The sequence below is a fragment of the Methylobacterium jeotgali genome (assembly GCF_022179345.1).
Lineage (GTDB): Bacteria > Pseudomonadota > Alphaproteobacteria > Rhizobiales > Beijerinckiaceae > Methylobacterium > Methylobacterium jeotgali.
Map to the genome: position 1 here is coordinate 16,653 of NZ_BPQR01000001.1, position 20,435 is coordinate 37,087.

The 20,435-nt window shown below is 71.6% G+C and carries 16 protein-coding genes and 1 tRNA gene; 8 read left to right on the forward strand and 9 right to left on the reverse strand.

Annotated elements, in window-relative coordinates:
- Position 1: 1 nt before the first annotated feature.
- Positions 2–838: a DUF6065 family protein gene (locus tag MFF04_RS00095; protein WP_238273451.1), complete on the reverse strand. Its 837-nt coding sequence runs from the start codon at positions 836–838 to the stop codon at positions 2–4.
- Between the two features lie 273 nt (positions 839–1,111).
- Between MFF04_RS00095 and MFF04_RS00100 the strand changes: the two genes are divergently transcribed.
- Complete coding sequence (locus MFF04_RS00100) at positions 1,112–5,101, forward strand: DUF4214 domain-containing protein (RefSeq protein WP_238273452.1); 3,990 nt, start codon at positions 1,112–1,114, stop codon at positions 5,099–5,101.
- A 16-nt stretch (positions 5,102–5,117) separates the two neighbouring features.
- Here the strand turns inward: MFF04_RS00100 and MFF04_RS00105 are convergent, their stop codons facing one another.
- Positions 5,118–5,504 carry a hypothetical protein gene (locus MFF04_RS00105; protein ID WP_238273453.1) on the reverse strand — a complete coding sequence of 129 codons (387 nt, stop codon included), beginning with the start codon at positions 5,502–5,504 and terminating at the stop codon, positions 5,118–5,120.
- On the opposite strand from MFF04_RS00105, the gene MFF04_RS00110 reads away from it, so the two are divergent.
- Entirely contained in the window at positions 5,499–5,909 is a 411-nt protein-coding gene (locus MFF04_RS00110) for a site-specific integrase (protein WP_238273454.1), read from the forward strand. The two genes, MFF04_RS00105 and MFF04_RS00110, sit on opposite strands and share 6 nt — an antisense overlap.
- A gap of 47 nt (positions 5,910–5,956) precedes the next feature.
- Here MFF04_RS00110 and MFF04_RS00115 read toward each other — a convergent pair whose 3' ends face one another.
- Positions 5,957–7,441, reverse strand: coding sequence for a PepSY domain-containing protein (locus MFF04_RS00115; RefSeq protein ID WP_238273455.1), 1,485 nt, complete (start codon positions 7,439–7,441; stop codon positions 5,957–5,959).
- A 213-nt stretch (positions 7,442–7,654) separates the two neighbouring features.
- Here MFF04_RS00115 and scpA point away from each other — a divergent pair, with 213 nt between their 5' ends.
- Together scpA and MFF04_RS00125 are read left to right on the forward strand one after the other, a co-directional pair.
- Positions 7,655–9,814: a methylmalonyl-CoA mutase gene (gene scpA, locus MFF04_RS00120; RefSeq protein WP_238273456.1), complete on the forward strand. Its 2,160-nt coding sequence runs from the start codon at positions 7,655–7,657 to the stop codon at positions 9,812–9,814.
- Positions 9,815–9,933: 119 nt separating this feature from the next.
- On the forward strand, positions 9,934–10,920 hold the full coding sequence (locus MFF04_RS00125) for a GDP-mannose 4,6-dehydratase (protein ID WP_238273457.1): 987 nt from the start codon (positions 9,934–9,936) through the stop codon (positions 10,918–10,920).
- A 113-nt stretch (positions 10,921–11,033) separates the two neighbouring features.
- Here the strand turns inward: MFF04_RS00125 and MFF04_RS00130 are convergent.
- The 4 genes from MFF04_RS00130 to MFF04_RS00145 form a co-directional block, all read right to left on the reverse strand.
- Positions 11,034–11,126 (reverse strand) — tRNA-Ser (locus tag MFF04_RS00130).
- A gap of 13 nt (positions 11,127–11,139) precedes the next feature.
- Positions 11,140–11,979 carry a glycosyltransferase family 2 protein gene (locus MFF04_RS00135; protein WP_238273458.1) on the reverse strand — a complete coding sequence of 280 codons (840 nt, stop codon included), beginning with the start codon at positions 11,977–11,979 and terminating at the stop codon, positions 11,140–11,142.
- Entirely contained in the window at positions 11,976–13,505 is a 1,530-nt protein-coding gene (locus MFF04_RS00140) for a class I adenylate-forming enzyme family protein (RefSeq protein WP_238273459.1), read from the reverse strand. The genes MFF04_RS00135 and MFF04_RS00140 overlap by 4 nt, the downstream gene beginning before the upstream one ends.
- A gap of 74 nt (positions 13,506–13,579) precedes the next feature.
- Positions 13,580–14,323: a sigma-70 family RNA polymerase sigma factor gene (locus MFF04_RS00145; RefSeq protein ID WP_238273460.1), complete on the reverse strand. Its 744-nt coding sequence runs from the start codon at positions 14,321–14,323 to the stop codon at positions 13,580–13,582.
- Between the two features lie 521 nt (positions 14,324–14,844).
- Here MFF04_RS00145 and nadA point away from each other — a divergent pair.
- From nadA to MFF04_RS00165, 4 genes are all read left to right on the forward strand, one after another.
- Complete coding sequence (gene nadA, locus MFF04_RS00150) at positions 14,845–15,873, forward strand: quinolinate synthase NadA (RefSeq protein WP_238273461.1); 1,029 nt, start codon at positions 14,845–14,847, stop codon at positions 15,871–15,873.
- Positions 15,870–17,390 carry an L-aspartate oxidase gene (locus tag MFF04_RS00155; protein ID WP_238273462.1) on the forward strand — a complete coding sequence of 507 codons (1,521 nt, stop codon included), beginning with the start codon at positions 15,870–15,872 and terminating at the stop codon, positions 17,388–17,390. Before nadA ends, MFF04_RS00155 begins: the two co-directional genes overlap by 4 nt.
- 11 nt (positions 17,391–17,401) lie before the next feature.
- Complete coding sequence (gene nadC, locus MFF04_RS00160) at positions 17,402–18,259, forward strand: carboxylating nicotinate-nucleotide diphosphorylase (RefSeq protein WP_238273463.1); 858 nt, start codon at positions 17,402–17,404, stop codon at positions 18,257–18,259.
- A gap of 390 nt (positions 18,260–18,649) precedes the next feature.
- The gene (locus tag MFF04_RS00165) at positions 18,650–19,312 is read left to right on the forward strand and encodes a L,D-transpeptidase (RefSeq protein WP_238273464.1); all 663 of its coding nucleotides are present in this window, start codon (positions 18,650–18,652) and stop codon (positions 19,310–19,312) included.
- A gap of 91 nt (positions 19,313–19,403) precedes the next feature.
- Here the strand turns inward: MFF04_RS00165 and MFF04_RS00170 are convergent, their stop codons facing one another.
- Both MFF04_RS00170 and MFF04_RS00175 read right to left on the reverse strand, forming a co-directional pair.
- On the reverse strand, positions 19,404–19,940 hold the full coding sequence (locus MFF04_RS00170; protein WP_238273465.1) for a GNAT family N-acetyltransferase: 537 nt from the start codon (positions 19,938–19,940) through the stop codon (positions 19,404–19,406).
- A 100-nt stretch (positions 19,941–20,040) separates the two neighbouring features.
- Positions 20,041–20,433 (reverse strand): rhodanese-like domain-containing protein, encoded by a 393-nt coding sequence (locus MFF04_RS00175; protein WP_238273466.1) that lies wholly within the window; start codon positions 20,431–20,433, stop codon positions 20,041–20,043.
- Positions 20,434–20,435: the final 2 nt, after the last annotated feature.

The following is a 20,435-nucleotide window of genomic DNA, read 5'->3' on the forward strand; positions in this document are numbered from 1 at the left end:
ATCAGCCGCTGGCGGGCTTCGGGCTGCGCAGCCGGCGCTTGCTGCGGTGGAAGGGCGAGGCGCCGGCCGCATCGGACGCCCCGCGGACGTAGCGCTTCTCCCAGCCCTGCTCGACGGCGCCGGCCTCGCGCTGCCAGAGGCGCTCGTTGAAGGAGGCCCGCTCCCGTGCCCAGGCGTCGTGCGCGGCCTTGAGCTCGGGCGCCTCGGCGATGTCGGCCAGCACCGGCGCGACGGCGTCGACGGCCCCGTGCGGGAACAGGCTGACGAAGCAGAACGGCTCGCCGCGGGCGAAGCGGACCGTCCGGCGGCGGGTGAAGCGCCAGTTCATGGTGAAGGTGAAGGGCAGCCAATCGGTCTCGACGAGCCCGTCGAGGGGCACGATCGCGTCCTTCACCGTGTTCGGCGACCCGCGGCACCAGAGCGCCCAGCCCGGCGGCGTGCGGAACAGGTGCCCGGTATGGAAGGTCAGCACCCCGGCCCCGAAATGCGAGACCACGAAGCGGGCGACCCGAGCCGGGTCCTCGTCGGAGGCGATGGTGATGGCCTCGAGCCCCGGGCCGCCGTCCCAGAACGCCTGGAACGAGACCGGCGAGAGCAGCTCCCAGCCGCTGGCGTTGGCGATGGTGAGCGGCGTGCAGCGGAACGCGAACCGGTCCTGCGTCGCCTCCATCCAGGCGCGGCCGGGCACGCCCGGCACGATCCGGGGCGCGTCGGGCTCCAGCCGATAGCAGGTCAGATCGGGCGGCGGCAGCCCGGCTACCGGGAGCGCGTCGCCGCCGTCGTCGGGGGTCGGCTCCGAGGCATCCGATGTCGGGAAGGGCGGCGAAGCGGGCGGCAAGGCGGGAGACCCCGGCGTGACGTGGATCGGGCCGGCACGCGAGCGCGCAGGAAGCGCGAGCTTAAGGGCTCGGGGGACCATCTTCCCTACCCGTTCGGGTAGGTGCGCGAAGGCGCGGCGCCGGCGAGCCCGATCCAGCGGCCGCGGAAGATTACCGAGCGCTTAAATTTTGCCGCCGGCCCTACCCGAACGGGTGGCCCGAACCGATCCCGCCTCCCTCTAGCTTGCCCGCGGACCGGACCCGGACTGCGGGTGAAGAGGGGCTCAAGCGCGATGACCACCCTGACGATCGAGCGCTACAACGAGCCCGAGCTCGTCGGCGCGGGCCTGCACGACTACATCGTGACCTTCAGCGCGCCGGTGACGGGCGTGGACCGGGCGGACTTCGCGCTGACCGCCTCGAACCTCGTCAACCCCTCGATCCTGAGCGTCGCGCCGCTCGCGGGCTCCAACGGGTCGCAGTACATCGTCCGGATCAGCACCGGCTCGCCCTACAATCCGCAGCTGCCGGCGACGCTCCATCTCGACTACGCCTCCAACGCGACGGTGACCGACAACAACGGGCAGGCGGTCGCGGGCCTTCTCGCCACGGGCGTCCCCGACAGCACCGTTAGCTACGCCTTCGCCCTCGGCGACTTCTCGCGGCCCCGCGCCGACGGCAGCTTCGGCCCGGACGGCAAGCTCGACATCGCGGGGGTGGAGGGCGGCGGCGGCGTCTTCATCGCCGACGGCGACGGCCGCGGGAACTTCCCCACGGGGATCAGCTACCGCGCGAACTACGGCGCGACCATCGCCGCCGGCGACTTCAACCGGGACGGCAACCTCGACGTCGCCATCGGCGGCGACCGCAGCGGGATCGAGATCCGGCTCGGCGATCCCGCCGGCGACTCCGGTGTCTTCGTCGGCCCCAACTATCTCAAGCAGGCCCCCACCCTTGGCGCCCAGGCCTATGGCGGCCTCGTCGCCCGGGACGTCAACGGGGACGGCAAGCTCGACCTTGTTGCGCTCGGCGACAGCGGGATCACCACCTATCTCGGCAACGGCGATGGCACCTTCGGCGCGGCCATCGGCACCGCGGCGGCGAGGGGCCGGCTGCTCCAGCTCGCCGACATCAACGGCGACGGGCGCCTCGACGCGATCTTCCGCGATCCCTTCACCGACGCCACCTCGATCTCGGTCGCCCTCGGCCGAGGCGACGGCAGCTTCACCGCGCCGACCACCGTCGCGGCGGCGGTCTCGGACCCGCGGCTTGAGAGCGTCACCGCCTTCGCGGTCGGCGACGTCACCGGCGACGGCATCGCCGACCTCGTCTACCTGACGAACCGTCAGGAGAACATCGGACAGAACCAGTATCAGCAGGCGGGCGGCTCGATCGGCTACCTGCCCGGCAACGGTGACGGCACCTTCGGCGCCGCGCGGTCGGTCGCCGCCATCAGCACCTCCTCCTACCTCTCCGACATCGCGCTCGTCGACATCGACCGGAACGGCACCCTGGACGTCCTGCAGCTCGACGGCGAACTCCGGGTCGTGCGCAACCTCGGCGGCGGGACCTTCGAGAGCCCGATCCTGATCGCGCAGACGACGGCGACCGGCAGCAGCAGCAACAAGCTCGCCATCGGCGACGTCAACGGCGACGGGCGCCTCGACGTGCTGACCTCCTACGGGATCTACTACGAGGCCGGCGGCGCCGTCGGGCAGTCCTACACGATCGCGGCCTCGCCGCCCCCGCCACCCCCTCCGCCTCCGCCGCCGCCGCCGCCTCCCCCGCCGCCGCCTCCTCCTCCGCCCCCCGGCGGCGGCGGTGACGGCCCGCCGCCTCCCCCGCCGCCTCCGCCCGGTCGCCCGACCGGCGGCGGATGGGGCGACGTGCACTACAAGACGTTCGACGGGCTGAACTACGACCTCCAGGCGGTCGGCGAGTTCGTCATCGCCACGGCCACGTCAGGCCCGGCCTTCACGCTGCAGGGGCGTGCGGTCGCCGTCTCCGAATACGCCAGCGCCCTCAACGAGATCGGGCTGCGTCTCGGCAGCCACCGCGTGACCTTCGACGCGACCCGCGACCCGCACTACGACATCCCGGCCGAGGGCCGGGCCATCAGCATCGACGGCGTCGTGACGCCGATGCGCGTCGGCGACGTCATCAGCCTCGACGGCGGCACCATCCGCCGGATCGACCTCTACACGAACGAGATCACCACGCGCGACGGCGACGTCGTCACGGCGCATCTGGCCGCCTACAACACCATGAGCGTCTCGTTTGCCCCGGCGGAAACTCGCGCCGCCGGAACGATCGCGGGGCTGCTCGGCAACCTCGACGGATCGCGCGACAACGAGTTCTCGCTGCGCGACGGGACCAGCCTCGGCCGGGCGCCGACCCCGGAGGTCCTGCTCACGACCTACGCCGATAGCTGGCGCATCGCGCAGTCCGAGTCGCTCCTCGACTACAAGCCCGGCGAGACCACCGACACCTTCACGGTGCGGCCCTTCCCCGCTGCCCCGGTGTCCATCAACAGCTTCCCGACGGACGTGGTCGAGAGCGCCCGCGCGCTCGCGACGGCCGCCGGCATCACCGATCCGACCCTGCGCGACAACGCGGCCCTGGACTATCTCCTCACCGGCGACCGCAGCTTCATCGAGGGCGCCAAGCGCGGGCTCGACGCCGGCGTCGTGACCGTCCCGGTGGAGAAGGCGCCGGATGCGCCGGCCGCTACCGCCAACCTCATCGGCATCGCGCCGGTCGCGGCGAGCCTCGTCGAGAGCAACGGCGCGACGACGCCGGTCCAATTCCGCATCTTCCGCACGGGCGACGCCTCGAGCGCGGTCACGGTCACCTATGCCCTGGCGCCGGACCCGAACGGACGCACCTACACCGGCGCCGACTTCGGCGGCAGCGCGCCGACCGGCACCGTGACGCTCGCCGCGGGCGAGACCAGCACCACGGTGACGATCGCCGCGCCCGACATCGTCGGCGTGACCGACAAGTCGCTCGGCCTCTCGATCACGGCGCCGAGCGGGTACGGGCTCGCGGCGGGAACCGCCCGCTCCATCGTGGCGAACGCCGACCCCATCGCCGGCACCCCGGCGGGCGCCGGCCTGCTGAAGGTCTCGGGCGCGGGCACCTTCGGCGCCACGGGCGCGACGAGCTACAGCCTCGATCTCGGCACGCTCGCGGTCGGCGCCGCCTTCGGGCCGGTCACGATCGGCGTCGTCAACACCGGCGGCACCGGCGCGAACACCCTGTCGGGCGCCTTCGACTCCTTCGGCACGGGCGTCGACTTCACCAGCACGGCGCTCTACCGCCTCGGCGGCGGCAGCCTCGCGGAGACGCTCACCCTCAGCGCCGACACCTCGGCGGCCGGCAGCTTCTCCGAGACGATCGTCCTGCATCCCACCCAGTCGAACGCGAGCGGCTACTCGGGCGCGCTCGCCGACGTGACCCTGACCGTCACCTTCACGGTGTCGGCCGTCCCGACCAGCGAGGCCAACAAGCCCGTGTTCGGCACGACGGTGACCGACGCCTCGGGGCCGGCAGGTCAGGTCTACGAGCTCTACGAGGGGCTCCTCGGGCGGGCGCCGGACCCGCTCGGCTACGCTCACTGGCTCGATGCGCTGGCCCACGGCCAGAGCCTCGTCGCGGTTGCCCGCGACATCCTCGGCTCGGGCGAGTACATCGCCGCGCATGGCCGCCCCGCCGCGCCCACCGACGCCGACTTCGTGAACGAGCTCTACGGCACCGTCCTCGGCCGTACCGCGGACGAGGACGGCCGCGCCCACTGGCTCGACGCGCTCTCCCACGGTCTATCTCGCCCGGAGGCCGCCTTCGCCTTCGCACTTTCGGCGGAGAACATCGCCCAGGACGCGCCGGCCCTGGCGAAAGGCGTGTTCGCGCCCGATCCCGTCGTCTCCGAGGTGGCGCGGCTCTACTACGGGCTGCTCGACCGGGCCCCCGACAGGGACGGGCTCCTGCTCTGGTCGCAGGAGATCAAGGATGGCCACCTGAGCGAAGCCGGCGTCGCACGGGCGATCCTCGCCGCGCCGGAATACGCCGCCCATTTCGGGGCCCCGACCGACAACGCCTTCCTCACGAGCCTCTACGACGGAGCGCTTGGGCGGACGCCTGATGCCGATGGGCTCCGGCATTGGCAGGATGCGCTCGGTCACGGTGCGAGCCGCGCCGAGATCGCGCTCTCCATCGCAAACAGCTTGGAAGCCCAGCTTCACCATGTCTCGAATATCGAGCAGGGCTGGCACCTCGTGGCGTGACGGGCGACCGCTTGGCTTACGACGGCGGACACAGAACCGTGAAGCTCGTCACGGCGTCCGACCGACGCTGGCGCCAGAACAACCGCCGGAACCAGTTGCAGGCCGCGGTCGGCGAGTCGATGATGCGCGCCGGCCCGCATGGGAAGTCGTCGGGGATCGGCACGCTGACCTCCCAGAGCTTGCCGTCGAGATCCATCGGCGGGTTCTGGAAGTTGATCTCGGGCAGCACCTCCCGGCGGATGTCGCCCTTCGCGTCCGGCGTGTCGCTCTGGAGCCGCCGGTCGTAGTTCAGTTCGCAGTCGTCCTGATAGTCGATGACACGCCCCATCCTGAAAGCGGCGCCGGCCGGGACGACCGGCGTGAACACGAGCGTCTCCTTCACCTCGTAGGGCCATCGTTGCACGCCTACCACCGCGCCGAGGTAGAAAGCGAAGACGATGACGGCTGCCCCAGCCAGCGTCAGCCATATCCGAATATCGCCAACAGGCAGTTGGGCCCGCTCCAGATCGCTCTAGGCATCGTCGCCGAGGACGGCACGCCGAGATGGACGGCCCACAGATTCCGGCACTTCGCCGTCAGCCTATGGATCGACGAGGGCGCAGCCCTGAAGCAGGTTTCCGAGTGGGCCGGGCACGAGTCGCCGGAATTCACCCAGCGAGTCTACGGGCATCTTTTCGATGCCGGCCGAACGGATCGTCGGGCAATCACGGCAGGCGAAGTTTCGGTGCTCGGCGTCGCGAAGCCCGCAACAGCAACGCAACACGGGAACGACAACGTTTCTGATATCTCAACGACAGCAATAGCTTAGAAATTTCCCTGGGCCGCCTTCTAAGCGGCAGGTCATAGGTTCGAGCCCTACCGGGGTCGCCAGCCTCTCGGGTCGCGGCGGTGCATCTTGATGCCGAGACGCCTCCAACCGACGACGATGCCCGACACCGAGACGATCAGCCCCCCGAGGGAGAGGGCGATCACGAGCAGGTCCCACGCGGGGCGGTTGCGGATCAGCGGACCGAAATCGAAGCTGTGCAGGCCGGTGAACAGCCAGCGGTAGATCCGGTTCGAGCGATCGGTGCGGTTCATGATCTCGCCGGTGTCGGGATCGATGTGGAACCAGGTCTCCGCCGGATCGGAGAACACGGCCCGCAGCACCGGAAGCTGGCGCTCCTGATGGTGCCCGTACCAGTAGAGGTCCTCGGTCTCGAGACGCGCGATCCGGGGCGGCGGCGCATCCGGAATCAGCCGCGCGGCGGCTGCGGCGATCCGCTCCTCCATCCGGCCGATCCGGGGCCCGCAGCACGGGAGCGTGCGCCCATCGGGGCAGGCGAGCAGGACGTCAGGCTGCCCGTCGAGGCGCGAGAACCGGGCCTGCACGGCACCGGGGCAGGCGGCGGCGAGCGCCGCGCGGTCGAGCGGCGGCGGGGCGCCCGGCGGTCCCTGATATCGGTCGAGGGCGGCGCGGTCGGGCTCGCGGGGCGAGAACCAACGGTTGGGGTTCATCGAGAGCCAGCCGCTGGCGATGAAGGTGAGGAGCGTCGCGCCCGCGACGAGGCCGCCGAGATGGTGCCAGGCCATCCAGCCCCGGTAGGGCGTGACCTTGCCGCCGCCATAACGGCGCCGCAGGCGCACCCGCAGCACGCCGACCACGGCGCCGGTGAGGGCGCCGACGACGGCGACGCCGGAGAGCCACAGCACCACCTCGCGCCAGAGATCCACCTGCGCCCGCAGCGGCGTGAAGTAGATCCAGTGCGGCACCGCGCCGAGCCAGTTCCAGAACCGCTCCCGCGAGGTGGTGTCGAGGGCGATCTCGCCGGTGACGGCCGAGACGTAGAGACGCGTGTCCGCCGGGTCGCCCAGCGCGACGAGATGGAACGGTCGCAGCGGATCGAAGCGCTGCGGCACGCTCCACTGGTCGCGCTCGATCAGTCCCAGCACGTCCGGCTCCCGAGTTGCCGGGTGATGGCGCGCCACCGCGAGCGCCCGCTCGGCGGAGACCGGGCCGACGAGGCTGCCGTCGACGGCCGAGAGCGTCGTGAGGCGGCCCTCGCGGGAGACGATCCGGTACACGGGCTCGTCATCGAGCATCGACAGGTCGAGCCGCCGCAGCACTCCGGGCTCGGTGCCGACCCGCGCGAGGGCGGCCTCCGGCTCCAAGGCCACCCGGTCCCAGGCGACCGGCGGCAGCGCCGCGCGGCGCTCCGTCTCGGTGAGCCGCGGGAAGCCCACGTACATCATCACCACGCCGGAGACGAACCACACCGCGAAGAACAGGCAGGTGACGATCCCGAGCCAGCGATGGCCGAGATAGAGCCAGCGCCGCAGCCGCTTTCCGAACGACGTCACGATCGGCGGACCGTCTCGGTCGGGGGCGCCGCCTCGGGCATCCTGCGTCGTGCGATCATCGAGGCGCCATCCCAAGGTAAGATTCTTCCGCCGGAACCGGGGCTCGGGCGGCACGGCGGAGCGGTGGAGTAGCACCGCCCGGCGCCATGCCTATAATGCGGCCACCGGACCGGCCAACGAGTCCGGACAAGCGCCCCTAGAGAGGCCGCCACCATGTCTCGGATTCCGGATTTCACGACTCTCGCCTGGGCGCCTCCGCCCGTCGCCGCCGCGCCGCCCGCCTCGGAGCCCTGGATGACCCCCGAGGGCATCCCGGTGAAGGCCCGCTACGACGCCCGCGACCGCGAGGGCCTCGAGTTCCTCGACACCTATCCCGGCTTGGCGCCCTACCTGCGCGGACCCTACCCGACGATGTACGTCACGCAGCCCTGGACGATCCGGCAGTATGCCGGCTTCTCCACGGCGGAGGATTCGAACGCCTTCTACCGGCGCAACCTCGCCGCCGGGCAGAAGGGGCTCTCGGTCGCCTTCGATCTCGCCACCCACCGGGGCTACGACTCCGACCACCCGCGCGTCTCGGGCGATGTCGGCATGGCGGGTGTGGCGATCGACTCGATCTACGACATGCGCACGCTCTTCGCCGGCATTCCGCTGGACGAGATGACCGTGTCGATGACGATGAACGGCGCGGTGCTGCCGATCCTCGCCCTCTACATCGTCGCGGCCGAGGAGCAGGGGGTGCCGCCGCAGAAGCTCGCCGGCACCATCCAGAACGACATCCTCAAGGAGTTCATGGTCCGCAACACCTACATCTACCCGCCCAAGGGGTCGATGCGGATCATCTCGGACATCTTCGCCTACACCTCGGCGAACATGCCGAAGTTCAACTCCATCTCGATCTCCGGCTACCATATGCAGGAGGCCGGTGCGACGAACGACCTCGAGCTCGCCTACACGCTCGCCGACGGCGTCGAGTACATCAAGGCGGGGCTCGCCGCCGGGCTCACCATCGATCAGTTCGCGCCGCGCCTGTCCTTCTTCTGGGCGATCTCGACGAACTTCTTCATGGAAGTCGCCAAGATGCGCGCCGCGCGCCTCATCTGGGCGAAGCTCGTGAAGGGCTTCGATCCGAAGTCCGACAAGTCGCTGCCGCTGCGCACCCATTCGCAGACGAGCGGCTGGTCGCTCACCGCGCAGGACGTGTTCAACAACGTCACCCGCACCTGCATCGAGGCGATGGCGGCGACGCAGGGCGGCACCCAGTCGCTGCACACCAACGCGCTCGACGAGGCGCTGGCCCTGCCGACGGACTTCTCGGCGCGCATCGCCCGCAACACGCAGCTCTTCCTCCAGCAGGAGAGCGGTACCACCCGCATCGCCGATCCCTGGGGCGGCTCCTACTACGTCGAGCGGCTGACCGCCGACATCGTCGCCCGCGCCTGGGAGCACATCCGCGAGGTCGACAGCCTCGGCGGCATGGCCAAGGCGATCGAGGCGGGCATCCCGAAGCTCCGGATCGAGGAGGCGGCCGCCCGCGCCCAGGCCCGCATCGATTCCGGCCGCCAGACCATCGTCGGCGTCAACAAGTACCGCCCGGAGGACGACCGCACCGTCGAGCTGCTTCGCGTCGACAACGGCAACGTGCGCTCGCTCCAGATCGACAAGCTGAAACGCTTGCGCGCCGAGCGCGACGAGGCCGAGGTCCGCAGCCGTCTCGACGCGCTGACCGCTGCCGCCGACACCAAGGAGAACCTGCTCGCGCTCGCCGTGAACGCGGCGCGGGCCAAGGCCACGGTCGGCGAGATATCCGAAGCGATGGAGCGGGCCTGGGGCCGGCACCGGGCGGAGATCCGCTCGATCTCGGGGGTCTACAAGCGGGAGGTCGGAGGCATGTCGCCGGTGGTCGAGGAGGTGCGCAGGCTTGTCGAAGCCTTCGAGGAGAACGACGGGCGCCGCCCGCGCATCCTGGTCGCCAAGATGGGCCAGGACGGGCACGACCGCGGCCAGAAGGTCATCGCCTCGGCCTTCGCCGATCTCGGCTTCGACGTGGATATCGGGCCGCTCTTCGCCACGCCGGCCGAGGCGGCGCGGCAGGCGGTGGAGAACGACGCCCACATCGTCGGCGTCTCCTCGCTCGCCGCCGGCCACCTGACGCTTGTGCCCGAGCTGAAGGCGGCGCTGCGCGAGGCCGGCCGCGACGACGTGATGATCGCGGTCGGCGGCGTCATCCCGCCGGGTGACCACGAGGCGCTCTACGCCGCCGGCGCCTCGGCGATCTTCCCCCCCGGAACCGTCATCGCGGACGCCGCCATCCGGCTGATCGGCGAGCTGAACCAGCGCCTCGGCTACGAGGAGCGGCAGGCGGCCGAGTAGCGCTTCGGCGGGCGGCGTTCACCGTTCCCGTCGCTTACCCCTTGCCTCCGGCGCAGGGAGGCCGGAAGGAAGGGCCGGGCCCGCCGCATGGCAGGGCGCTGCGAGAGGTGCGAGCCGGCATGGCCGATGCGAAGCTGACCGGCGCTGCCGCCCGCATCCTTGTCACGGGTGCGGCCGGGTTCGTCGGCCGCCATCTCGTCCGATCCCTGAAATCGGCGCTACCGGCGGCCGGCCTGTTCGCGGGCCTGCGCGGCGCGGAGCAGGCGCCGGACGGCACGACGGGCCTGCGCTTCGACATCGCCGATGCCGGGGGGGCCGACGCCGCGATCCGCGAGGTGCGCCCGACCTGCGTCGTGCATCTTGCCGCCATCGCAGCGCTCCAGGAGGCCCGCGCCGATCCGAGCCGCACCTGGCGGGTCAACCTCGACGGCACCCGGCATCTCGCCGAGGCGGTGATGCGCCACGCGCCGGGGGCGCGCTTCGTCTTCGTCGGCACCTCGGAGGTCTATGGCGGCACCTTCCGGCGCGGCGCCGAGCCCCTCGACGAGGACGCGCTCCTCGATCCGACGAACCCCTACGCCGCCTCGAAGGCCGCCGCCGACCTTCTCGTCGGGCAGATGGCCCGCGACGGGCTTGGGGCGGTGCGGATGCGCCCGTTCAACCATACCGGCCCCGGACAGACCGAGGCCTTCGTGGTGCCGGCCTTCGCCGCGCAGATCGCTCGGATCGAGGCGGGCCTTCAGGAACCGACCTTGCGGGTGGGCAATCTCGAGGCGCTGCGCGACTTCCTCGACGTGCGCGACGTCGTCGCGGCCTACACGGCGGCGGCCGCGGCGCCCGAGCTGCCGCCCGGCCTGATCCTCAACGTCGCTTCCGGCCATCCCCGGCCCATCCGCGACGCCCTCGACACGCTCGTCGCCCAGGCCCGCGTGCCGATCGCCGTCGAGCCGGACCCGACCCGCCTGCGCCCCAACGACACGCCCTTCGCCGTCGGCGACGCGGCGCGGCTGCGCGAACGGCTGGGCTGGAGGCCACGATTCACCTGGGAGCAGACCATCGCCGACACGCTGGATTCTTGGCGCGAGCGGATTCGCAACAGCGATTGAGGCGGCGTCACCAGGCGCACGTACTCGCAACCGGTGAAGTCCGACAGGTTCGCTCCACAGGCCGAGAGAGAGCTTGCGGCGACGAAAACGCCGATGAACTCAGACTGTTGAACTGGCGGAGACGGAGGGATTCGAACCCTCGATACCCTTTTTAGGGGTATGCTCATTTAGCAAACGAGTGCCTTCAGCCTCTCGGCCACGTCTCCCCAGGCCCCGGCTCTAGAAGGTCGGTGCGGGCGGGTCAAGGCGCTCGGGCTTTGCCGGGTCGCGCTGTGGCGCGGGCGCCCTGGTGTGGCGGCGCTCGTAGTGCTTGGCGACACGCAGATGGCGGGAGATGGCGTAGTTCATCGCCGTCAGGAAACCGTAGACGCCGCGCACGAAGTGCCGCCGGCCGAAATACGCCTTCAGGAAGTTGCCGGGCAGCTCCACGAAGACCCGCCAGCTCGGGATGGCGACGCCGCGGGCGGCGAGGTCGTCCGCCTGCTGGTCGGAGTAGCGGTTGAGCTTGTCGAGCTGGTCGCCGAGCGAGCGCACCGAGAAATGGTGGATCACGCCCCGCAGCCGGCCCGTCGGCGTGCCCTCGGGCAGCGCCACCCGGTCGTGCACCGGGGAAGGGGAGTAGCGCCCGACGTCGCGGCGGTAGAGGCGCACCGGCGTCAGCGTGTAGGCCCAGGGATGCGGCCGCCTCTCCGTCGGGAAGACCTCGGCGATGCCGACGGACCAGGCCGGCTTGTCCGGCTCGCCACGGGCGAAGAGGGCGCGGATCTCGGCGACGAGATCAGGCGGCATCACCTCGTCGGCGTCGAGGTTGAGCAGCCAATCGTGCCGGCACTGCTCCTCGCCGAAGCGCTTCTGCGGGCCGTAGCCCGGCCAGTCGTTGTGAATTACCCGCGCGCCGAGACTTCGCGCCAGCTCCTGGGTGCCGTCGCTCGAGCCGGAATCGATCACGACGATGTCGTCGGAGAGGCCCTGCACGGCCCGCAGCGTCGCGCCGAGGCGGTCGGCCTCGTTGCGCGCGATGACGAAGACCGAGAGCGGCAGGGGAGGCGCCGCGCTCATCGGGCGGACGCTGCCGCGAGGCGCTTGCGCTGGACCTTGCCGTTGGCGGTGCGCGGCAACGCGCCGAGGAAGCGGATGGCGCGGGGGCACTTGTAGGCGGCGAGCCGATCCCGGCACCAGGCGATCAGCGCCGCCTCGTCGGCGACGGCACCGGGCTTCAGCACCACGAAGCCGCCGATCACGCTGACATCGGCGCGCACGGCGAGCTCCGCCACGCCGACCTCGGCGACATCGGGATGGGCGGCAAGCGCCGCCTCGACCTCCACAGGCGAGACCCGGTAGCCCATGGCGTTCATAAGGTCGTCGTTGCGGCCCTCGAACCAGAGGTAGCCCTCCGCGTCGAGGCGGGCGAGGTCGCCGCCGGCGAACCAGTCGCCGCGCATCACCGCGGCCTCCTCGTCGGGACGGTTCCAGTAGCCGAGCATCAGGCCGGGCTCGGAGCGGTGCACGGCGAGCAGACCGACCTCGTCGGGGGGCAGGGGCTCCGGCGGCCCGTCGACGGGCAGGATCGCCACGCGCCGGCCCGGCTGCGGGCGGCCGGGCGAACCGGGACGCACGGGGATGGTCGGGCCGCTCGACACGTAGGTGGAGACCTCGCTCATGCCGAGGGCCTCGTAGAGCGGCTTGCCCGTCGCCCGCGTCCAGGCTTCCAGAAGCTCCGCGCTCAGGGCCTCGCCGGCCGTCACGCCGTGGCGCAGGCTCGAGAGATCGGAGGCGTCGGCGCCGGCATATTTCAGGAGCTGCCGGAACACGCTCGGCACGGCCGCGAACAGGGTCGCGCGGTGGCGGGCGATCAGGGCCGGCCAGATGCCGGGGTCGCGCGGCCCCTCGTAGACCACGCTCGTCGCCCCCACCGCCCAGGGGTCGGCGATGCCGACGCCCAGCGTGTAGGTCCAGTTCATGGTGCCGGCATGCAGCATCACGTCGGCCTCGGTGAGGCCGAGCCAGTGGGCGTGCATGGGACGCCGGGCATGGACTGCGCGATGGGCATGCAGCACGCCCTTCGGGTGGCTGGTGGTGCCGGAGGTGTAGACGAGGGTCGCCGGGTCCTCCGCGGCGGTGTCGGCGTAGTCTTCCCGCGCCGGGCCGGTCTTCATCGCCGCGATCGCCTCGGGACCGAGCAGGATGCGCCCTTGCGCATCCGCGCCTTCGATCGCGATGCCGTTTCCATGGACGACGACGCTCGCGTCGGCATCCCGCAGCAGGAAGCCGGCTTCCTCGGCGGTGAGCTGCGGCGAGGAGGGCAGGGCGACGAGGCCGGCGGCGAGCGCGCCGAAATAGGCGAGGACGTAGTCCGCCTCGTTGCCCATGCGGATCATCACCCGCGCGCCCGGCGGCAGCCCGAGCGCCTCCAGGCCGGCGGCGATGCCACGCACGGCGCGATCCGCCTCGGCGAAGGTGAGGACGGAAGCCGTCTCGGGACCGGCGAGCACCAGGGCCGGCTTGTCCGGGCGCAGACGGGCGTTCTCCGCCAGACAGTAACGGGCCGCGTTGAAACGCTGCGGCGCGCGGCTCTCATCCGGCAAAGTCGACGTCTCGCCCCTCTCGATCCTCCCGACCGGTTTCGGCCGCCGGACCGCTCAGGTCAACCGAGGGCGCGTCAGGCTTCCGAGAGGGTTCCGCCGGCGAGGACGGAGAGAGTGGTATGGTCGGCGCCGACCTCGTCGGCGGAGTAGCCGAGCATGGCGGCGAGCTGGTCCCGGGCGCGCCAGACGCGGCTCTTCACGGTGCCGATGCGGCAGTTGAGCACCTCCGCCGCCTGCTCGTAGCTGAGGTTCTCGATGGCGACGAGAACCAGCGCCTCCCGCATCGGCGCGGAAAGCCGGCCGAGCGCCGCCTGGGCGTCCTGGAGATCGAGATGTCCGCCCTGCTCGGGCACCGTACCGACGCGGCCGGCATAGCCGCCGTCGGTGTCCTGCACCTCGCGGCCCCGGCGGCGATGGGCGCTGTAGAAGGCGTTGCGCATGATCGTGAACAGCCAGGCGCCGATGTTGGTGCCCGGCGCGAAGCCCGCCCGGCTGCGCCAGGCCCGCAGGAGCGTGTCCTGAACGAGGTCGTCCGCCTGCGACGGGTTGCGCGTGAGCGACATCGCGAAGTTCTGGAGGCTCGGCACCGCCTGAAGAAAGCCCTCACGGAAATCGATCTCATCCTGCTCCCTGCCTCCCGCGACGGCGCCGTCGAGCCGGGCGATGAGCTCCGCGAAGCGCGAGGGAGGCTCGGAAGGGCGCTCGCCTGCGTAGAGGTCCCGCAGGATCTGGCCGAGATGCTGTCGAACCTTGGCCGACAGGCCCGGCGGGATGTCCGCGGCGGCGATCCCGTCGTCGCCGGTCGTATCATCGGTCATCAAGATCCCGATCGCTGAGGCCCCGGAGCGCTTGGCGTCTCCTTGAGAAGGCTTGTCGGCGATGGGCGCGGGCGCCGCTTCAACATAGATCAACCCGGACGGATCTGCCGCGCCCTCAGACGGCTTTCGTCCCGAGCGCGCGTCCCGCACAACCGACCCATGCAGCCCCTGCGGGGACCGCGGTGCCCGAGGCATCGAGGCGACGCGATCCGGCGGATTCTTTGTGCAGATGCACAATCGGCGCGAGCCGAAGAGGCCCAGGCGCCGGTCTCACGGCGACGGCGAAGCCTTATCGGCCGCCGACGACACGCTCTGCCCAGCGCAGGCAAGACGCCGACGCCTTGGGAAGCCGGGTCTGTACCGCCCGGAGAGCCGTCCGCGACGCTGTGCGGCGCGATAACGGATGGCGCAGTCTCCCGCAGTGCGGGAGATATGCTCAGAACTAGCATATCTGGACTCGGGTGCCGGTCGTCCCTAAGTTAGGCGTCGAAATGCTCAAACTGAGCATAAAGGAGGACGCCATGGCGGCCACCACTGCTCCGCTCTCCCGCACGACGCCGTCGCCGGTTCCCGGCGGGCTGCCGCTGCCGGATCTCTACGCCAAGGTCAGCCGGCACATCCCGGCGATCGAGTGGCCGGCGCTGGCGCCGGACATCGAGGCGATCCTGCGCCTGAAGCGCGAGCGCAACGCGGTGATCCTCGCCCACAACTACCAGGCGCCGGAGATCTTCCACACGGTGGCGGACATCGTCGGCGACAGCCTGGCGCTCGCCCGCGAGGCGGTGAACGTCGACGCCGACGTGATCGTGCTCGCCGGCGTCCACTTCATGGCGGAGACGGCCAAGCTCCTGAACCCCGGCAAGACGGTTCTGATCCCCGACAGCCGGGCCGGCTGCTCCCTCGCCGACTCGATCACCGCCGCCGACGTGCGGGCGCTCCGCGAGCGCTACCCCGGCGTGCCGGTGGTGACCTACGTCAACACCTCGGCCGCGGTGAAGGCCGAGAGCGACCTCTGCTGCACCTCGGGCAACGCCGTGGACGTGGTGCGCTCGCTGGGCGTGCCGCGGGTGCTGATGATCCCCGACGAGTTCCTGGCCCAGAACGTCCAGGCGGAGTGCCCCGAGATCGAGATCCTGACCTGGGCCGGCCATTGCGAGGTCCACGAGCGATTCACCCCTGCCGATATCCGCGAGGTGCGGGAGAGCTATCCCGGCGTCACCGTGATCGCGCATCCCGAGTGCCCGCCGGAGGTGGTGGCGGAGTCCGACTTCTCGGGCTCGACCGCGATGATGCTCAACTACGTCGTCGAGAAGCGCCCGCCCCAGGTCGTGCTCGTCACCGAGTGCTCGATGGCCGACAACATCGCCGCGCAGAACCTGGACATCGAGTTCATCAAGCCCTGCAACATGTGCCCGCACATGAAGCGGATGAGCCTGCGCAACATCCGGCACGCGCTGGAGACCCTGACGCAGGAGGTCACCGTCGACCCCTCCGTCGCCGAGGGCGCCCGGCGCGCCGTCGAGCGCATGCTCGCCGTGAGGCCGCGATGAACGCGCTGTCGCGCAATCCCGCCGACCGGGTCGTCGTTGTCGGGGCCGGCGTCGCCGGCCTCGCGACTGCGCTCCGCCTCGCGCCCCGTCCGGTGACGGTGCTGGCCAGCGCTCCCATCGGCACCGGCACCGCCACGGGCTGGGCGCAGGGCGGCATCGCCGCGGCGATCGGCGCCGACGACGACCCGAGCCTGCATGCGGCCGATACCGAGGCGGCGGGAGCCGGGCTCACCGAGCCGGAGGTCGCCCGCCGCGTCGCGGCGGCCGGCCCCGGCCTGATCGACTGGCTCGTCTCCCTCGGCCTGCCCTTCGACCGTACGCCGGAGGGCGCCCTGGCGCTCGGGCTCGAGGCGGCCCACGGCCGGCGGCGCATCGTGCGCTCCGGCGGCGACGCCACCGGCCGCGCCGTCCTCGACACGCTGGTGCGGGCGGCGCTCTGCGCCCCTTCGATCGAGATCGTCGTCGCTTCGGCGGTCGACCTGATGCGGGACGCGCACGGCGCCGTCTGCGGCGTCGTGGCCGAGCGCGACGGCGCCCGCTTCCGCATCCCCGGCCGGGCCGTGGTCCTCGCGACCGGCGGGGCAGGGGGCCTCTACGCCTCCACCACCAACCCGCGCGGCGCCCTCGCGAGCGGGCTCGCGCTCGCCGCCCGCGCCGGGGCGGTGCTGCGCGACCTCGAGTTCGTGCAGTTCCACCCCACCGCCATCGCCACCGGTGCCGATCCGATGCCGCTCGCCACCGAGGCCCTGCGGGGCGAGGGCGCCGTGCTCGTCGACGAGACCGGAGCGCGGGTGATGGCCGGCATCGAGGGCGGCGACCTCGCCCCCCGCGACGTCGTCGCCCGCGGCATCTTCCAGGCGCTGGCGCGGGGCCGCACCGTCGCCCTCGACGCCCGCGGCGCGCTGGGGCAGGCGATGCCGCGCCGCTTCCCGACCGTGGCGGCGCTCTGCGCGGGCGCCGGCATCGATCCGGCCCGGCAGGTGATCCCGGTGCGGCCGGCAGCCCACTACCACATGGGCGGCATCCGCGTGGACGCTGCTGGCGCCAGCAGCGTGCCGGGTCTCTACGCCTGCGGGGAGGTCGCCTCGACCGGCCTGCACGGCGCCAACCGGCTCGCCAGCAACTCGCTCCTCGAGGCCCTCGCCTTCGCCGGGTGGATCGCCGACGGCCTCGACACGGGGCCGACGGCCGAGATCCTGCCCGAGACGAGCGAGCCGCGGCGCGTCGGCGATCTCGCCGCGATCCGCGCCATCATGGAGCGTGACGTGGGTGTGGTGCGCGACGCGGACGGGCTCGCCCGCGCGGCGGAGGCGCTGCACGCGCTCTCGCTCTCGGGCTGCCCGGCGGCGCTCGTCGGACACCTCGTCGCCCGCGCTGCCCTGAGCCGCCGGGAGAGCCGGGGCGCCCACTGGCGCAGCGACTTCCCCGATCTCGCCGCGCCCTATCACAGCGAGGTCGTGCTCGCCGGCACCATGCCCGGCGAAGCGACCCTGCACGAAACCGTGCCCGCCTCGTGAGCACCGGCCCGATGAGCACCGACCTCGCCCCCCAGCCGCGTCTCCTCGTGGAGCCGATCGTGCGCGCCGCCCTCGCCGAGGATCTCGGACGGGCCGGCGACATCACCACGGACACTGTGGTGCCGGCCGAGGCCCGCATCGAGGCGGTGATCGCCGCGCGCCAGCCCGGCACCGTCTCCGGTGTCGATGCCGCGGCCCTGGCCTTCGCGCTCATCGACCCCGCCGTCTCCGTTACGATCGAACGCGGCGACGGCGCCCGGTTCGCGCCGGGCGACGCGGTGATCCGGCTCTCCGGGCCCGCCCGCGGCATCCTCACCGCCGAGCGGGTCGCGCTGAACCTGCTCTGCCGGATGTCGGGGATCGCCACGGCGACCGCCTCCCTCGTCGAGGCGGCGCGGCCGCACGGCAGGGCGCGGATCGTCTGCACCCGCAAAACCACGCCCGGCCTGCGGGCGCTGGAGAAGCACGCGGTGCGGGCCGGCGGCGGTGCCAACCACCGCTTCGGCCTGGACGACGCGGTGCTCATCAAGGACAACCACATTGCCGCGGCCGGCGGCATCGTGCCCGCCGTGACGCGGGCGCGGGCCGGCGTCGGCCACCTCGTGAAGATCGAGCTCGAGGTCGATACCCTGGAGCAGCTGGAGGAAGGACTCGGCATCGGCGTCGACGCGGTGCTCCTCGACAACATGAGCCCCGAGACGCTCGCCCGCGCCGTGCGGATGGTCGGCGGCCGGGCGATCACCGAGGCCTCAGGCCGCATCAACGCCGAGACCGTCGGCGCCGTGGCGGCCTCGGGCGTCGACCTGATCTCCTGCGGCTGGATCACCCACAGCGCCGCGATCGTGGACCTCGGGCTCGACGTCGCCTGACGCTCCGACGGGAACGCCTCCTCGGCCGTCCACACGCGTCCACAGATGACCACCGATCGTCTCGAAGGCGCGACACGGCGTTCGGCCCGCGCCTTCACAACCATCGCGGCGTTGCCACGATTCGACCAAGGTCGCCGTCGCGGCGCGAGATCGGCCCGCGGCCGCAGGCTGCTGCAAGGAAAGGAAATAATCCGGGCGAAAGCGCCGGCTTATGGCAAAGCTGACACAGTGTTGCCACCGAGTCACGACCGGCGCCGAACGTTTCCGGACGCCTGATTTCGGCTTGGCTTTGGGGCCCTCTCGTTTACCGGTTGGCGACGTCCTGCACCGCATCGTGCATCGGTTTTCCACCGCGTCGCCCCGACACTCGCCTGCCCACGAGAGGCCCTGATGCGTTCCCTTCGCTCGCTCCTGGCCGGGGCCGCCTGCGCGTTCGCCGCGCTGGCCGCGCCGGCTCTCGCCTACGAGATCGACCCGCTGACCCGCCAGCCGCTGGACAACGCGCTCAGCGTGCGCGTGCGCCCGCAGGCGACCGCCGTCGCGGTGCCGACCGCCAACGCCTCGCTCAACACCGCCGACCCGCTCGCCGGCTCCGCCGTGCCGCAGATGTCGGCGATCGCCCGCGAGACGGTCGCCTATGCCGGCCCCTACGGTGCCGGCACCATCGTCGTCTCGACGGCCGAGCGGCGGCTCTACTACGTGCTCGGCGGCGGCCAGGCCCTGCGCTACGGCGTCGGCGTCGGCCGTCCGGGCTTCACCTGGGGCGGCGTCCAGACCGTCACCATGAAGCGCGAGTGGCCCGATTGGCGCCCGCCGGCCCAGATGCTGCGCCGCCGCCCCGACCTGCCCCGCTACATGAAGGGCGGCCTCGAGAACCCGCTCGGCGCCCGCGCCATGTATCTCGGCGGCTCGATCTACCGCATCCACGGCTCCAACGAGCCGGAGACGATCGGCACCGCCGTGTCGTCGGGCTGCATCCGCATGACCAACGAGGACGTGAGCGACCTCTACACCCGGGTGAAGGTCGGCACCCGCGTCATCGTCCAGCGCTAAGGCGCCGCAAAGCTTGAGGGGGCGGGGAGGGCCGGCGGCGACGCCGGCCCTTTTCCTTTGGTGTGCGACACCGTCGCGGTCCGACCGCGCGCTACGTGCCGGCGCGGTTCATCACCTTCTCGAAGCGGAACGCCTCGCCGCCGCCCGGCAGATCGTTGGAGCCGGGCCCATGCGGGTCCGAATGGTAAGGACCGAAGAACTCCACGATGCTGAAGCCGCATTTGTTGACGTAGAAGTGGATGTTCCGCTTCTCGAAGTACGGCGTGTGCGTCTGCCAGACGCGCGTCTCGGGATAGCGCTCCTCGATCGCCCGCCACGCCTTCAGGCCGAGGCCGCGACCGAGCGCACCCGTCGCGATGAAGAAGAGATCGAGGGCGTTGCGATGCGTCTTGCCGTCGATGGTCACGACGGCCCCGCCGACCCGCCGTCCGTCGCAGAGGATGTGCAGAACGACGGCTCCCGGCCCCGACATCATGCCATCGAGATCCGCGTCGGAGGGGACCGGACCGTTCGGGAGGGACCCGAATTCCTCGATGATGGCCACCGCGAAGGCCTCCTGAAGCTGCCTCTTGAAGGTCGGGAAAGCCTCTGACTCGGCCGCTTCGAGCGTGACGTGTCCGGATTGCATGTCCCATCCTCGGTTCGTCGCGGTGACGGATGGAAAGACGGCGCGCGGCTCGGGGGGCTCCTTGCGGGAACCAGGGCGGCTCCTCGGCGATGCGCTAGGTCTAGGGCCTCGGCCCGCCGGGCTCGAACGGCAGCCCTGCCTCGCGCCAGGCCTTCAGGCCGCCGCCGAGATGCAGGGACTCCAGCCCCATCTCGCCGGCCGTCCGGGCCGCGAGCGCCGAGCGCCAGCCGCTGGCGCAGTAGAAGACGATCGGCTTTCCCGAGGAAAAGTAGGGCTTGTGGTAGGGGCTCTCGGGGTCGATCCAGAACTCCAGCATCCCGCGGGGACAGTGCTTGGCACCGGGGATGCGTCCGTCCCGCTCGACCTCGCGGGGATCGCGCAGGTCGACGAGCAGGGCGCCCTCGTCCGCGACGAGACGCGCGGCCTCGGCCGGTTCGAGCGTCGTCACGGCAGCGGCGGCCTCTTCGAGGAGCTGCCGATAGCCCTTGCGCATCG

Excerpts from the sequence above, each read along its gene's own strand:
- MFF04_RS00100 (WP_238273452.1), top strand. The coding sequence starts at position 1,112 with ATGACCACCCTGACGATCGAGCGCTACAACGAGCCCGAGCTCGTCGGC.
- scpA (WP_238273456.1), top strand. The coding sequence starts at position 7,655 with ATGTCTCGGATTCCGGATTTCACGACTCTCGCCTGGGCGCCTCCGCCC.
- MFF04_RS00125 (WP_238273457.1), top strand. The coding sequence starts at position 9,934 with ATGGCCGATGCGAAGCTGACCGGCGCTGCCGCCCGCATCCTTGTCACG.
- MFF04_RS00135 (WP_238273458.1), bottom strand. The coding sequence starts at position 11,979 with ATGAGCGCGGCGCCTCCCCTGCCGCTCTCGGTCTTCGTCATCGCGCGC.
- MFF04_RS00145 (WP_238273460.1), bottom strand. The coding sequence starts at position 14,323 with ATGACCGATGATACGACCGGCGACGACGGGATCGCCGCCGCGGACATC.
- nadA (WP_238273461.1), top strand. The coding sequence starts at position 14,845 with ATGGCGGCCACCACTGCTCCGCTCTCCCGCACGACGCCGTCGCCGGTT.
- MFF04_RS00155 (WP_238273462.1), top strand. The coding sequence starts at position 15,870 with ATGAACGCGCTGTCGCGCAATCCCGCCGACCGGGTCGTCGTTGTCGGG.
- nadC (WP_238273463.1), top strand. The coding sequence starts at position 17,402 with ATGAGCACCGACCTCGCCCCCCAGCCGCGTCTCCTCGTGGAGCCGATC.
- MFF04_RS00165 (WP_238273464.1), top strand. The coding sequence starts at position 18,650 with ATGCGTTCCCTTCGCTCGCTCCTGGCCGGGGCCGCCTGCGCGTTCGCC.
- MFF04_RS00170 (WP_238273465.1), bottom strand. The coding sequence starts at position 19,940 with ATGCAATCCGGACACGTCACGCTCGAAGCGGCCGAGTCAGAGGCTTTC.
- MFF04_RS00175 (WP_238273466.1), bottom strand. The coding sequence starts at position 20,433 with ATGCGCAAGGGCTATCGGCAGCTCCTCGAAGAGGCCGCCGCTGCCGTG.